Raw genomic sequence first — 15,237 nt, forward strand, 5'->3', positions numbered from 1 at the left:
CGCTGGTCTCACCCCCCGCGGGGGCTCCTGTACACCCGCGCCCCCGCCCGGGGCCCACCCCCCCCCCCCCGCGCGGGGGCTCGGCTCTACACAGAACGCGCGTCGGGCATGGCCAGCGTGACAGGGCTCAGGGCTCGGTATAACCGGCACAATCCGGCAGTGGCTGGTCGGGGTGAAAACGGCCCTCACTGAAACGGAAAAGACGCGAATAGCTGCACGCCGGGTCCTGCTCGGTGCGCAGGTCCTTCGTCTTCAACGGCCCCTTCGCCAGCGAATCCTCGAAACGCGATGCACCTGCGGGGAAGCGGGTCGCCACCGTCTGGTAACGAAGCACCGGCATGCCCTGCACGGCCGGATCCAGCCCCAGCTTTGCCGAGAAGCCATACTCATCGTGGCAGGCACCGGCACGCTGCCTGATGTCCTGCTCGCTGAAGCAGGCACGGATCATCGCGTTGCCCACCCACGGCACGGTCAGCACATCATCGTCCACCTGGATGCCATCCTGCAGGTGGCGCACGCGTGCCAGCTGCAGCGTCGATGCGTCTGCACCACCGCCGGAGTACATCATGCTGAAGGTGACCGTGGCGCCTACCAGTACGTTCTGGCGGGCACGCGGCTGCGGGTCAATCACGTCCTCATCCGCGCCGACACCGGGTGCCAGGCGTACGATCCACGGCCACAGCTTCAGTTCGCTTTCCTGCGGCACGTCAATGCGGACGTGGTAGCTGTGCGGCTTGCCCTGGCCCGGCACCTTCTCAAGCACTTCCAGCACGGTGGGCCGCTTCCCCTCTTCGGCCACCGGTTGCACGCGTACGCACCAGTTGCCGTCCCGGGTGCACTCATAAAGTCCTGCCGGGCCTGCCTCCTGGGTGATCAGCACCTGCCCCAGCGGCTCCATCACATTGCCGGCGGCATCGCGCTGCTGTGGCAGGATCGAGCCCTGCGCCAACACCAGCAGCGGAGCGGCCAGTAGTGCAGCGCACACGGACGTGCGGGCAACGAGGGGGGGCATGGGCGGCTCCTGCGGTTGGGATTCCGATGGTAACCGTTGCCCTTGTAGAGTCGAGCCATGCTCGACTGCTCCCTGCCGGGAAGAGCAGCCGAGCACGGGCTCGGGTCTACATCATCCGCAGTCGCAGCCACCCCAGCCCTTGGCCTTCGAAGTCTGCCCGATGCCCGGGTTGAAGGTGTTGCTCGGGTCCAACTGTCGGTAGAACCCAGCCAGCGCCGGCTTGGCCGGGTACAGGTGACCGACGTTGTGCTCGGCCGGATACTCGGCCCCGCGCCGGTCGAGCAGTGCCCACATCGCGTGCTCGATCGCCATCGGATCTTCGCCCTTGCGTGCAATGTAGTCCTGGTGGAACACGTGGCACAGGAAGTGGCCGTAGTACAGTTTGTGCAGCAGGCGACTTTCGATGGCGGCGGGCAGCTGCTCGAACCAGTCTGCGTCGTCGCGACGCAATGCGATGTCGAGCGCGACGATGTCCTGCACCTGTTGGCGATGCACCTCGCGATAGCGCACGGCAGCACCGGCCACGGCAAAACGATGCAGGAAGGCCTTGCGCCCTTCTTCGGCCGTGCAGTGGAAATAGCCGCCTTCGTGCTCGGCGAAGAATTGCTGCAACCAGGCCTCGGTCTCCGCTGCATCCTGTGCGGAGACCTTCAGCAGCAGATGATGCTCGTAGCGCTGCCGGAACTCGCCCATGCGCTGGGGCAGGTGCGAGGGCAACAGGCCGGTCAGCACCTGCATTACCCGGTCGGTCACGCCGCGCAGGCCCAGCCGCTCGAACCAGCCGTCAACCCTGCTCTTCAGTGCGAATGCCGCGGGCACCCGTGCGGTCCCGAGCCGGTCGATCAGCAGGAATGTGTCCTTTCCATAGCGCTCGCCGATATCGTAGGCGTCTCGGTGGATGTACTCACCGGCGATCGGCAGCCGATCGAAGCCGGTCAGCAGTTGGCGGCGGATGGCGGTGAAACTCCCGGTACGGTTGCTGCCGATGTAGAAGACCTCGGCGGGCTCCTTCTCAAACGTATCCAGGCGCACCGCGAACACCGCCAGTTTGCCGGCTGAACCCGCCGCTTCGTAGTGACGACTGGGATCGGCATTGAAGCGCGCCGGTGTATCGGCATCGACCCTGCGCACCTCGTCGGCGTAGCGCGGGTCGGACGCGGAACGGCCGTCGCCGTCGCTGACATCGGCGGCATCGTAGTCACCGGCCTGCAAGCGCTGCAGGATCTGCTCGGGCGTATCGCCCAGCGCGATGCCCAGGTGGTTGACCAGCTGCAACCGGCCCTGCGCATCAACCTGCGCATATAGCGCCAGCTCGGTATAGGCGGGGCCACGCCGCACCAGCGCACCGCCGGAGTTGTTGCAGATGCCGCCCAGCACCGAGGCGCCGATGCAGGACGAGCCGATCACCGAATGCGGCTCGCGCCCCAGCGGCGCCAGCGTCTGCTCCAGCCGGTCCAGGGTGGCGCCCGGCAGACACACCACCTGGCGGCCTTCGTTCAACAACTGGATGCCGGTCAGGCGCAGGGTGCTGACCAGCACGACCGGGCGCCCATAATCATTACCATCCGGGGTCGAGCCGCCGGTCAGGCCGGTATTGGCGGCCTGCAGGATGATCGCTGCCCCACCCTGCACCGCCGCCTGCAGCACACGCCACAATTCCAGCAACGTGCCCGGGCGCACCACCGCCAGCACGGCGCCGTCGCCGAAGCGGTAGCCCCGGCGGAAGCGGCGGGTCGCCTTGTCGCGGGTCAGCACATGGCGGCTGCCGACAGCAGCACGCAGCTGCGACAGCATGGCCTCGTGGTCAGTCATGGCAGGCGCACCAGTGAATCACGGCCGATGTCGGCAATGCGGTGCGCGCCGGTCAACGTCATCGCCACGCGCATCTCCCTGGCGATCAGGTCCAGCAGGTTGGCCACGCCGGCCTCACCCTGCGCCGCGAGCGCATAGACGAAGGCACGTCCCAGCAGCACGGTGTCAGCGCCCAGCGCCAGCATGCGCACCACGTCCAGTCCGGTGCGGATGCCGGAATCGGCGAGGATCTTCAGGTCGCCCTGTACCGCGTCAGCGATGGCCGGCAGCGCGCGTGCGGTGGACAGCACACCATCGAGCTGGCGTCCCCCGTGATTGGAGACCACGATGCCATCGGCACCGAATGCAACCGCGTCGCGTGCGTCTTCCGGGTCGAGGATGCCCTTGATCACCATCGGTCCTTTCCAGAACTCGCGGATCCACTCCAGGTCCTTCCACGAAATGGATGGATCGAAGTTGCTGCCCAGCCAGCCGATATAGTCCTCCAGCCCGGTGGGATTGCCGCGATAGGTGGAGATGTTGCCGAGATCGTGCGGACGTCCGAACAGACCCACGTCCCAGGCCCAGCGCGGATGGGTGATGGCCTGGCCGATGCGGCGCAGCGGAGCATTCGGACCGCTCATGCCGGAGTGCGCGTCTCGATAGCGCGCACCCGGTACCGGCATGTCCACGGTGAACACAAGCGTCGTAACGCCCGCCGCCTGGGCGCGCTCCAGGGCGTTGCGCATGAAGCCGCGATCGCGCAGCACGTACAGCTGGAACCACATCGGCCGTTGGATCGCCGGGGCGACTTCCTCGATCGGGCACACCGACACGGTGGACAGGGTGAACGGAATGCCGCGGCTGTCAGCTGCCCGCGCCGCCTGCACTTCACCGCGGCGTGCATACATGCCGGTGAGGCCGACCGGTGCCAGTGCCAGCGGCATCGCCAGCGTCTGGCCGAACAGCTCGGTCTCCAGGCTCAGATCGGACATGTTGCGCAGGACGCGCTGGCGCAGTGCGATGTCGGACAGATCCGAAACGTTGCGCTTCAGCGTGTGCTCGGCATAGGCGCCGCCATCGATGTAGTGGAACAGAAACGGCGGCAGCCGGCGTTTGGCTGCGGCGCGGTAATCGGTGGAGGCGGAGATGATCATGGGGTCAACCGTGTGGGGAAGGCAGGCGCGAGGCCCGCGCGCGCCGGGCTTCGTTGTCGTCGAGTATGCGCAGCGTGGTGTGCACGAACTCCAGGTGGGCATGCGCAGCGGCGCGAGCGCGTTCGGGATCGCCGGCCAGCACCGCATCCATCATCTCGCGGTGCTGGTCGGACAACGGCGAGAAGGTCCTCGCCGAGGTATAGAGTTTCTCGCGGCTCTGCGAGATGTTGGTCTGCAGCAGATCGAACAGGCCACGCATCACCTGCAGCAGCACCAGGTTGTGCGACGCTTCGGCGATGGACAGGTGGAAGGCCGCATCGGCCTCCGCCTCGCCGGAAGGATCATCCTTGCCATGTGCATCCATCATGGTCTGGAAGGCCTGGGCGATGCGCGCCCGATCCTCATCGGTGGCACGCAGCGCTGCATGCCAGGCCGTCGCGCCTTCCAGCGCGTGACGGATCTCCAGCACGTCGAAGCGGTATTCCGGGTCGCCCTGGAACAACGGCAGGTACGGAGCCAGGGGTTCATCCAGCGCCTGCCGCGCGCGCGTGGCCGGCTCTGCCACGTAGGTGCCGCCGCCCACGCGTGCGCTCAGCAGGCCCTGGCTGGACAACTGCGCGATGGCCTCGCGCAGCGCCGTACGCGAGACACCCAGCTGCACCGCCAGCGCGCGCTCGGCCGGAAGTCGGTCACCCGGCTGCAGTTGCCGCTCCTGCACCAGACCACGCAGCTGCGCGGCCACCTTGTCTGAAATCCGTTGCGTGCTCATGGCGCCATTGTGGCCCGAAGCGCCTGGCAGGTGCGGCCCATGCTGCGCGGATAGGTCGTCGGCTGCATGGCTCAGGGAATCATGCAGGTCAGCCAGTACGCCTGCGCGGTGGTGATCAGGCCGACCATCACGGTGAAGATCAGGCTGTGCTTTACGGTGAAGCGGAACAGGTCCGATTCCTTGCCGGCCAGGCCGACCGCGGCGCAGGCGATGGCAATCGACTGCGGCGAGATCATCTTGCCGGTGACGCCGCCGGTGGTGTTGGCCGCCACCAGCAGCACCTCGGACACGCCGATCTGCTGCGCAGTGGTGGCCTGCAGGGCCGAGAACAGCGCGTTGGAGGACGTGTCCGAGCCGGTCAGGAACACGCCCAGCCAGCCCAGGAACGGCGAGAAGAAGGTGAATGCCTTGCCGGTGTGGGCCAGCGCCAGCGCCAGCGTGGCCGACAGGCCCGAATAGTTGGCGATGAAGGCGAAGGCCAGCACCATGCCGATCGAGTAGATCGGTGTGCGCAGCTCGCGCACGGTCTCGCCGAAGGTCTGCAGCGCTGCCTTGGCCGGCATGCGCAGGGCGATGATGGCAATCACTGCGGCGAGGATGATCGCCGTGCCGGTGGCCGAGAACGCGTCGAATTTATAGACCGCCTCGTAGCTCAACGGCGCAGGCACGATCGGTGGCATCTTCTGCACCATCTGGTCCAGGCCCGGCACCGGGATCTTCAGCACCCAGCTTTCCAGCGGGCCACCCGCCGCGAACAGCGACTTGAACGGCTTGATGCTCCACAGCGTGACCATCGCGGTAAGGATCAGGAACGGCGACCACGCCTTGGCGATCTGGCCAACGCTGTAGCGCGGCGCTTCCAGCGCCTGGGCGGCCGCCTCGGCGCTGGTTTCGGTATCAAAGCGGAAGATCCGTACCGGCTTCCAGCGGCGCAGGAACAGGGTCAGGCACACCAGCGACGCCAGCGACGCGGTGATGTCCGGCAGCTCCGGCCCGATGAAGTTGGACGTCAGGTACTGGGCAATGGCGAACGACCCGCCGGCCACCAGCACCGCCGGCCAGGTTTCCCTGACGCCACGCCAGCCATCCATGATCGCCATGATCCAGAACAGCACGATGATGGTCAGGAACGGCAGCTGGCGACCGGCCATCTGGCCGATCTCGAAGGCATCCAGCCCGGTGACCTGTCCCGCCACGATGATCGGAATGCCCATCGCACCGAATGCCACCGGCGCGGTATTGACGATCAGGCACAGCCCCGCTGCATACAGCGGCTTGAAGCCCAGCCCGACCAGCAGCGCTGCGGTGATCGCCACCGGCGCGCCAAACCCCGCCGCGCCTTCCAGGAAGGCACCGAAGGCGAAGCCGACCATCAGCATCTGCAGGCGCTGGTCTTCGGTCACCGACAGGATCGAAGCGCGGATGATGTCGAACTGCCCGGTCTTGACCGAGACCTTGTACAGGAACACCGCGCCGATGATGATCCAGGCGATCGGCCACAGCCCGTAGACGAAACCGAAGCCGGCCGCGCCCAACGCCTGGGTCAGCGGCATGCGGTAGAACAGCAGGGCCACGGCCAGTGCGATGGCCACGGTGATCGTGCCAGCCAGCCAGCCTTTCATGCGCAGCACGGCCAGGGCAACGAAGAAGAACGCGATCGGCAGCAACGCGATCAGGCTGGACAACCACAGGTTGCCGGCGGGGTCGTACAGGTGTTGCCAGGGCTGCATGGAGGCTCTCGACGGGGGCGGAATGTTTCCCCACCGCATGCGGTGGGACGCCGTGGTCACGATTATTGGTATTACCAATAATCAGATTCATCGGACCACTTGAAGCGGATTGAACCGCCATTTCGACGAAGAGCCTATTAGACCATAGAGTTACCGGGCATATTGGTATTACCAATAAAGCGCCGCATGACAGAAGCTGGAAGGGGCTGCCCCGCTAGAGCCGGTCCGCCAACCGTCGCATCACCGCCAGCACCAGCAGGCACAGCACGCTCACGCCAAGGGCAATGACGTACTTGCCGATGCCCACCGCAATCCCGATGGCGGCGGCCATCACCAGCGAACTGGCCGTGGTCAGCCCGCTGACCTGGTCCTCGCGGCTGCCACGCAGGATGGTGCCTGCGGCAACGAAGCCGACGCAGGCCACCACCGCTTCGATCAGGCGCACCGGGTCGACCTGCAGCAGGTCGCGGTAGCGCTCCTGCTGGAAATGCTCGGCCACGGAATCGCCGAGGCCCACGATGAGCGCTGCGGCGCCGGCAATCATCATGTGCGTGCGCAGGCCCGCCGCATGCTTGCCCATCTCGCGCTCGATACCGAGCACGCCACCGAACAGCATCGCGGCGGCCACGCGCAGCAGGATCGATACATCCTGGTTGAGTTCCATCGACGTCTCCGGGAGTTTCCCGGAGCGTTGCGCGTCAGCCGTCGGATCGCGGTGAAGGACGCACCACGGCCCGTTCACCCGGTAGCGCCGGGCCCTGCCCGGCACCACCGTCCCTGCGGTCACCGCATCACTGCGCCAGATAACCGCCATCGATCGCGTAATAGGCGCCGGTCGCGAACGAGGCATCGTCGCTGGCCAGCCAGGCCACCAGCGCCGCCACTTCCTCGGCCTTGCCCAGGCGCTTCAAGGCGTGGCGGTCTTCGAGCGTGGCGCGCACCTTCGGATCCATCTTCTCCAGCAGCGGCGTGGCGATGAAGCCCGGCCCCACCGCATTGACACGGATGCCATCGGCGGCATGCTCCCACGCTGCGGTCTGCGTCAGGCCGACCACACCATGCTTGGCTGCCACGTACGCGGTCGAACCGGCATAGCCCACCTGGCCCAGGATCGAGGCCATGTTGATGATGCTCCCGCCCTTCCCGGCCGCGCGCATGGCCTGGATCTGCGCACGCTGGCACAGGAATACACTGGTCAGATTCACATCGACCACCCGCTTCCAGCCATCGACGGGATAGTCGCCGCTGCTCGCCGCCGGGCCGCTGATGCCGGCGTTGTTGACCGCGACGTGCACGCCGCCCAGCTCCTTCACCGTGCGCTGCACCGCCGCCTCCACGGCAGCCTCATCCGTGACATCCAGGGCGATGCCGATGGCGCGGCTGCCACGCCGGGCCAGCGCTTCCACGGTGGCGTCCACCGCGTCCTGCTTCAGGTCCCACACTGACACCGCAGCACCGGACGCTGCCAGCAGTTCGGCCACGGCCAGGCCGATGCCGGAAACGCCACCGGTCACGATCGCCGTCTTGCCGCCGAGCTGATAGTCGATCATCTGTGTTCTCCATCTATCGGGAATCGATGTGGACACGCGTCCACCCGCGGCCCACGGTACGCCCCGCCGTGTTACGGCCGCGCCACTTCCCGGCGCTGCAACGAACCTTCCCATCGCTGCAACGCGTTCGACCGTATGCTCGACCTCACCCTCCCCTGCTGTGGAAACTCCAATGAATCCCGCTGACGCCCTGCTGTTCACGCCCACTCACCTGGGTGACATCGCTGCTGCGAACCGCATCGCCATGGCGCCGCTGACGCGCAACCGCGCCCTGCCCGACCGCGTCCCTTCTCCGCTGGCGATCACCTATTACCGCCAACGTGCCAGTGCCGGCCTGATCATTGCGGAAGCCACCCAGATCAGCCCTCTGGGCCAGGGCTACCTTGATACGCCGGGCATCTACAGCGCCGAGCAGGTCGCTGCGTGGAAATCCATCACCGACGCGGTACACGCCGAAGGTGGCCGCATCGTGCTGCAGCTGTGGCATGTGGGTCGCATCTCCCACACCAGCCTGCTGCCGGAAGGCGAAGTGCCGGTGGCACCCAGCGCCCTCCGCGCCAACGGCAAAACTTTCACCGCCAATGGATTCGAGGATGTCTCCGCGCCGCGCGCATTGGCGCTGGAGGAAATCCCGCAACTCATCGAGGATTACCGCATCGCCGCGCGCAATGCCATTGCCGCAGGCTTCGATGGCGTCGAGGTACATGCAGCCAACGGCTACCTGATCGACCAGTTCCTGCGCGATGGCAGCAACCATCGGGACGATGCCTACGGTGGAAGCATCGAGAACCGTACGCGGCTGCTGTTCGAGGTGGTCAGCGCGGTCGCCGAAGCAATCGGCGCCGGCCGCACCGGCGTGCGCCTGTCACCGGTCACGCCGGTCAATGATGCCCATGACAGCAACCCGCAACCGCTGTTCAACCGTGCAGTGGAGCGCCTGGACACGATCGACGGACTGGCCTTCATCCATGTCATCGAAGGTGCAACCGGTGGCGATCGGGACAACATCCCGTTCGACTACCCTGCGCTGCGCGCACGCTTCCGTGGCGCCTGGATCGCCAACAACGGATACGACGCTGAGCGTGCCGGGCAGGCCCTTGCCAGCGGCTATGCCGACATGATCGCGTTTGGTCGGCCCTTCATTGCCAACCCGGATCTGGTCGCGCGACTGCGCAGCGGTGCGCCGTTGGCCGAGCTCGACCCGGCCACGTTGTATGGCGGTGGCGAACACGGCTACATCGACTACCCGGCACTGGATGCCTGACAACGGGTGCAAGCCCGGTCCACCGCGACCGGGCCAGGCCCGGCGTTGCCCGCCCCGTTTCAGTACACCGGCAGATCGATGTAGCTGGCCTGCGCCGCGCTGTGCCAGACCCGCTGCGTGGCCTTCTGGTAGTCGCCCGGCTTGGCCAGGTAGATGTTCGGCACATAGGTCTGCGGGTTGCGGTCATACAGCGGGAACAGGCTCGACTGCACCTGCACCATGACCCGGTGCCCCTTCTGGAAGGTGTGGTTGGCGTTGGGCAGGTCGAAGCGGTAGGGCAGTACCTGGTTGGCTGCCAAGGGCTTCGGATCGCTGAAACTCTCACGGTAGCGGCCGCGGAAGATCGCAAGCGAGACCGGCAGCTCATAGCTACCCATCTCCGGCGTCGAGGCTTCCTGGTCCGGATACACATCGATCAGCTTCACCACCCAGTCGCTGTCGGTGCCACTGGTGGACGCCTGCAGGTGCACTACCGGCGCGCCGCCGATGCGCAGTGGCGCGGTCAACGGTTCGGTGACGAAGGTCAGCACGTCGGGACGGCCATCGACGAAACGCTGATCCTTGACCAGCCAGGTCGTCCACATGTCGCGGTCGCCGAAACGCACCGGGCGCGGCACGAACGGCACGGGCTTGGCCGGGTCGGACACGTACTCCTCGAAGTCGCCCTCGCCCGCCGCTGGCGCCTGGAACGCCAGCTTGCCGCCGGCACGCAGATAGAGCGGCTTGCTGCTGGCGGCGCACCCCTGGTCGCAGCTGCGCGGCCAGCCCTTCAGGCGATCCCAGTGGTTTTCACCGGTGTTGTAGATCAGTACCGGCGGTGTGTCCGCCTTCGGCGCGCCGTCCACCAGATACTGGTCGAAGAACGGCTTGAGCACGTCGCGACGGAACTGCAGCGCGGTATCGCCGTCGAACTTCAGCGCGCCCAGTTCGCTGGCGCTGTAGTTCACCTGGCTGTGGCGCCACGGGCCCATCACCAGGTAGTTGCGGTCGTTGCCGCTGTCGCGCCCTTCCATCGCCTGGTAGGCGTGGTTGGCACCCCACATGTCCTCCTGGTCCCACAGGCCCTGCAGCCACAGGGTCGGCACCTTCAACGGCGTCTTGGCCATCACTGCATCCAGCGCCTGGCCCTGCCAGAAGGCGTCATACGCCGGGTGCTCGACCAGCTTCTTCCACCAGGTCAGCTGGTCCACGCCGGTGAAACGGGCGTAGTCGCCAGCCGAGCCGATGCGCAGGAAAGTGCTGTAGTCGTCATAGCCCAGGCTCGGCAGCGGCGTGCCCTTGCCGCGCTTCTCGGTCTGCATCGCGAAGTAGTTGAAGTTGACCTGGCGGAAGGCACCGTAGTTGAGCCAGTCGTCGCCCATCCAGCCATCGACCATCGGGCTCTGCGGTGCCGCCACCTTCAACGCCGGATGCGGATCGGTCAACGCCATCACCACGGTGAAACCTTCATAGGACGAGCCCAGCATGCCGACCTTGCCGTTGCTCTCGGGCACGTGCTTCACCAGCCAGTCGATGGTGTCCCAGGCGTCGGTGGAGTGATCCACCTTGGTGTTGTTCAACGGCCCGCGCAGCGGCCGGGTCATCACGTAATCGCCTTCGGAGCCGTACTTGCCACGGATGTCCTGGAATACGCGGATGTAACCGCTGTCGACGAACACCTCGTCGCCCTGTGGCAGCAGGTCGCGCATGCGCGGCGAGTCACTGCGGTTGGCGCGGCCGGCAGCATCGTAGGGCGTGCGGGTCAGCAGGATCGGCGCGTTATGGGCGCCCTTGGGCACCACGATCACCGTATACAGCCTGGTGCCATCACGCATCGGCACCATCACCACGCGCTTGTCGTAGTCGCGCCCCACATCCGGGGCAACGAAAGGCTTGCCGCTGATGTCCGGGGTCATCGGCGGAGTATCGGCAGCCAGCACGCTGCTGGACAGGCAAAGGGCGATGGCTGTTGCAACGGCACGCACACGCATGGACAACCCCTTCCGGCGGGAAAGAGCCCAGCCTACTCCTGCCCGGCCCTGTGAAGGGTGTGACGGCTTTGCATTCTGCGGCGGATGCGGGCAGGACTGATGGCACATGTGCCTCCGCTGCCGCTGCGCTCGCCGGGCATGGCCCGGCGCTACCGCTCGTGCGGGTCATGGGGTAGCGCCGGGCCATGCCCGGCGAGCGCAGCGGCAGGCCGCAAACAGACACGGCCCCTTGCGGGGCCGTGTCTGCAAGCGTGAGTACCACGCGGTGTCAGCGCAGCACCTGCTCCACCAGTTGCACGTCCGCGCTCTGCAGCGGTTCGGCGGCATTGCGCGACAGCTGCACCTGGTAGGTGCCACCTTCAATCTTCCACTGGCGGGCCTGCGCATCGTAGTGGGCCAGGGTCTTCGGCTCGGCTTCGATGCGGATGCGGCGCTGCTCGCCCGGCTGCAGCTGCACCTTGTCGTAGCCGATCAGCCGGATCGGCGTGCTGCTGCCGGCCGGCAGCTTCAGGTACAGCTGGGCCACGTCGGCACCGGCGCGCTTGCCGGTGTTGCGGATGTCCACGCTGGCGACCAGGCGCGAACCTTCCACACTCACCTTCAGGTTGTCGTAGGCAAAGGAGGTGTAGGACAGGCCATGGCCGAAGGCGAAGGTCGGAGTCAGGCCCTTGGCGGCCATCCACTTGTAGCCGACGTTGGCGCCTTCGATATCGAAATCGAACACATCACCGAACGGCTTAGCCGGCTTGAAGCCCAGGCCATCGATATGCGGGCGCGGCAGCTGCGACTCGTCCGTCACCCAGGTTACCGGCAGGCGGCCGGACGGATTGGCCTGGCCGGTCAGCAGTGCGGCGATGCCCTCGCCACCGCGGATGCCGGGATACCAGGCCTGCAGCATCGCCGGCACCTGCGCCAGCCACGGCGTGCGCACCGGGCCGTTGGTTTCCAGCACCAGCACGGTCTTCGGGTTGGCCTTGGCCACCGCCGAGATCAGCGCATCCTGGTTGTCCGGCAGCTGCATGTCCGGCAGATCCACCGATTCGGCGGCCCACTGCGTGGCGAACACGATGGCGACATCCGCCTGTGCGGCAGCCTTGGCTGCAGCCGCGGCATTGCTGCCGTCCACATACGCGATGGTGGCGTCCGGGCGCGCTGCACGCAGCGCCTCCAGCGGCGAGGACGGATGGAACATCACCGGGCCCGGCCAGGTGGTCGGCATCACGCCCGGCACCGCGTTGGTGCCCTTGGCGGTCACGCCCACCATCGACGAACCGCCACCACCGATCACGCCCTTGTCGGCATGGCCGCCGATGATGACGATGCGCTTCACGCTGTCGGCCAGCGGCAACAGGTTGCCTTCATTGCGCAGCAGCACGCTGCCCTCTTCCACCGTGCGCTGTGCCACGGCAAAACCGGCCTCGGCATCGACCTTCTGGTGCTGCGGCGGGTTGTCGAAGTTGCCGTGCAGGAACATCGTGCGCAGGATGCGCGCCACCATGTCGTTCAGGCGCGCCTGAGGCACCACGCCGCCGTGCACGGCCAGGCGCAGCGGCTCGTCGAAGAACACCGCCGCGTCGAACACTTCACCGGCCGACTGCTGGTCCAGGCCGGCCAGCGCCGCCTTCGAGCCACTGTGCACGCCACCCCAGTCGGACATCACGAAACCGGGGAACTTCCATTCCTGCTTCAGCACCTGGTTCATCAGGTAGCCGTTCTCGCAGCCGTAGGTACCGTTGATCTTGTTGTACGAGCACATCGCCACGCCCGGGCGGCCGGTCTCCAGCGCGATCTCGAAGGCCAGCAGGTCCGACTCGTGCATGGCCTGTTCGCCGATGCGCACGTCATGGAAATTGCGGCGGGTCTCCATGTCGTTCAGCGCGAAGTGCTTCATTGAGGAGATCACGTGCTGGCTCTGCACGCCCTGGATCAACGCGCCGACCATCGAGCCTGCCAGCAGCGGATCTTCGCCGGCGTACTCGAAGTTGCGGCCGTTGCGCGGATCGCGCTGCAGGTTGACGCTGCCGGAAAGCAGGATGTTGAAACGCTGCTGCCAGGCCTCGCGGCCCATCGTCGCGCCGCCTGCGAAGGCCACTTCGCGGTTCCAGCTCGATGCGGTGGACGGGCCGGAGGGCATGGCGGTGGCGAAGTCGCCGGGCCGGATGCCGCCGGGGTTGGTCACACCGACGCCGGCGTCGGCCGACTGCTGCGAGGGAATGCCCAGGCGCGGCACGCCCGGCACGAAACCGGCCGAACCGACCGCGCCGTCCGGCAGCGGGCCGCCGTCCTTGCCCAGCCCGAAGTAGCTGTGCAGCATCTGGAATTTCTCATCCTCGGTCATCGCCTTCAGCAGCAGCGCAGCGCGGGCGTCGGCGTTGAGGGTGGTGTCCATCCACGGCGCATCGCCCCCCTTGTCGGCGGCATAGGCCAGGGTCAGCAGGGTCGCGCGCAGGGCGCTGCCCTCAACCTTGAACGGCGCACTGCTGGCGGCCTGGAAGCCATCGCTGAAGTAGCTGGCATCGGCTTCCAGGGCCACCCGCGCCGGATCGAAACCGGCAGCCTTGGCGGAATCGCCAGCAACAGCGCCGAGCAGCACCGCTGGCGCACCCAGCCGCGAACGCGACACCAGGGCCGGCAACTGCAGGGCACCCGCACCGGCATCGGTGTAGACCGCAACGGTGTGGCGACCGTCATCCAGGCGCAGGTAGTTCAGCCCCGGCTGGTCCGGGCCGGATTCCGCCGCGATCGGCAGCCGGGTCAGCACGGCCTGACCGCGCTGGGTCCGGCCATCGTCCTTCCCGGCGGCGATGAAGCGGTATTCGTAGCCCAGGCCATCGGCCAGCAGCTGCAGCGGATCGACCTGGTCGATGCTGCGCTGCGCCTGCCGCACGCTCACGGCATCCACCTGCAGGGATTCAAGCTGGGTGGCCAGGGCCGGCATCGCTTCGGCCGGCGGCGCCTGCTCCAGGGTCAACACGGTGAACGCGGCGGGATCGGCCCACGCCGGCGCGATGACGGCGGCGGACACGGCGAGGGACAGGGCAAGCGGCTTTGTAAACGTTTTCATCGACGGGCGTAATTCCGTTGCCAAGGCAATCGGTCCAGGGAAAATGCCGCCGAAGGGTGCAGCGTTCATGCCGTACAGGTGTTGCCGGGCAACACCTCAGGCCGGAGAGCGGACCGGTCTGCGCGCGGGACCCTCCTCCCGGCGTGACAACCTGCCTGCCCGGGCCACGCACGTGGCCCAACCTGTGAAGATTGTGCGAGGGCGTTCATGCCTGTCAACAGGACCTAAGGCACAGGCCAACCCCTGCACGCCGGTTATCAGTCCATCACCGGCGGTCATCAGTGGGGTGCGCGGCGCTGCCGATAATGGAAGCCCCTGGCCACGGATCACGCCCATGAACGTACATCGCGACTTCGACCATCTCTGGCGCGACCGCTGTGACACCTCCAGCCAACGCAGCCCGCGCGTGCTGATCCGCGTATTCGTCGCTCCCGGCGAACTGGAGCGCAGTGTGGCGTTCTACGAGCAGCTGCAGGGTGTGGTCGCCGATGCCGGGTTTCCGTTTCCCGATGCAGGACTGCGCCTGGCCATGGTCGGTGCCTTCCTGCTGATCGAAGGCAGCGAGACCGCACTGGCACCCTTCACCTCGACCACGGGCACCCTGCTGGTCGACGATGTCCGGCCCTATCACGACAAACTGATCGCTGCCGGGGCCGAGATCATCTTCCCGCTGCAGATCGTCCCGACCGGTGCGGCGTTCAATGCGGTACATCCCGATGGCACCGTGGTCGAGTACGTGCACCACCGCCCGGATCCGCAGGGGCGGTGAGTGCGGGGCACGTTGATCGATGAACCGCGCCCGCTCTTCAGCAACCTGAAACGCGGCTCCCGAATTCATTAGTAATTCTACTCACAAGGCGAGTAGCATGTCCGGTCTCAGCCCTTGATACCGGCCTGTCGATACTCGCTCCATGCCAGCCGTTTCCGACA

11 protein-coding genes are annotated in these 15,237 nt (G+C 66.7%); 2 read left to right on the top strand and 9 right to left on the bottom strand.

The window, feature by feature from the left end; all coding sequences use genetic code 11:
• Positions 1-127 precede the first annotated feature (127 nt).
• The 7 genes from ACVOKU_RS08145 to ACVOKU_RS08175 form a co-directional block, all read right to left on the bottom strand.
• Positions 128-1,012, bottom strand: a complete 885-nt coding sequence (locus tag ACVOKU_RS08145; RefSeq protein WP_481559591.1) for a hypothetical protein — start codon at positions 1,010-1,012, stop codon at positions 128-130.
• 111 nt (positions 1,013-1,123) lie between these two features.
• Positions 1,124-2,824 (bottom strand): D-lactate dehydrogenase, encoded by a 1,701-nt coding sequence (gene dld / locus ACVOKU_RS08150; protein ID WP_481559592.1) that lies wholly within the window; start codon positions 2,822-2,824, stop codon positions 1,124-1,126.
• Positions 2,821-3,960: an FMN-dependent L-lactate dehydrogenase LldD gene (gene lldD / locus ACVOKU_RS08155; protein ID WP_481559593.1), complete on the bottom strand. Its 1,140-nt coding sequence runs from the start codon at positions 3,958-3,960 to the stop codon at positions 2,821-2,823. The genes dld and lldD overlap by 4 nt, the downstream gene beginning before the upstream one ends.
• 4 nt (positions 3,961-3,964) lie before the next feature.
• On the bottom strand, positions 3,965-4,729 hold the full coding sequence (gene lldR / locus ACVOKU_RS08160; protein WP_481559594.1) for a transcriptional regulator LldR: 765 nt from the start codon (positions 4,727-4,729) through the stop codon (positions 3,965-3,967).
• Between the two features lie 71 nt (positions 4,730-4,800).
• The gene (gene lldP, locus ACVOKU_RS08165; protein WP_481559595.1) at positions 4,801-6,459 is read right to left on the bottom strand and encodes an L-lactate permease; all 1,659 of its coding nucleotides are present in this window, start codon (positions 6,457-6,459) and stop codon (positions 4,801-4,803) included.
• Between the two features lie 214 nt (positions 6,460-6,673).
• Positions 6,674-7,123, bottom strand: coding sequence for an MgtC/SapB family protein (locus tag ACVOKU_RS08170; RefSeq protein ID WP_053517640.1), 450 nt, complete (start codon positions 7,121-7,123; stop codon positions 6,674-6,676).
• A gap of 127 nt (positions 7,124-7,250) precedes the next feature.
• Positions 7,251-8,009 (bottom strand): SDR family NAD(P)-dependent oxidoreductase, encoded by a 759-nt coding sequence (locus ACVOKU_RS08175; RefSeq protein ID WP_481559596.1) that lies wholly within the window; start codon positions 8,007-8,009, stop codon positions 7,251-7,253.
• 172 nt (positions 8,010-8,181) lie between these two features.
• Between ACVOKU_RS08175 and ACVOKU_RS08180 the strand changes: the two genes are divergently transcribed.
• Positions 8,182-9,273, top strand: coding sequence for an alkene reductase (locus ACVOKU_RS08180; protein ID WP_459062104.1), 1,092 nt, complete (start codon positions 8,182-8,184; stop codon positions 9,271-9,273).
• A gap of 59 nt (positions 9,274-9,332) precedes the next feature.
• Here ACVOKU_RS08180 and ACVOKU_RS08185 read toward each other — a convergent pair whose 3' ends face one another.
• Both ACVOKU_RS08185 and ACVOKU_RS08190 read right to left on the bottom strand, forming a co-directional pair.
• The gene (locus ACVOKU_RS08185; RefSeq protein ID WP_481559597.1) at positions 9,333-11,243 is read right to left on the bottom strand and encodes a CocE/NonD family hydrolase; all 1,911 of its coding nucleotides are present in this window, start codon (positions 11,241-11,243) and stop codon (positions 9,333-9,335) included.
• Positions 11,244-11,511: 268 nt separating this feature from the next.
• On the bottom strand, positions 11,512-14,307 hold the full coding sequence (locus ACVOKU_RS08190) for a beta-glucosidase family protein (protein ID WP_481559598.1): 2,796 nt from the start codon (positions 14,305-14,307) through the stop codon (positions 11,512-11,514).
• Positions 14,308-14,641: 334 nt separating this feature from the next.
• On the opposite strand from ACVOKU_RS08190, the gene ACVOKU_RS08195 reads away from it, so the two are divergent.
• Entirely contained in the window at positions 14,642-15,076 is a 435-nt protein-coding gene (locus ACVOKU_RS08195) for a VOC family protein (protein ID WP_053517644.1), read from the top strand.
• The last annotated feature ends 161 nt before the right edge of the window (positions 15,077-15,237 follow it).

The sequence above is a fragment of the Stenotrophomonas sp. STEN147 genome, from assembly GCF_056757995.1.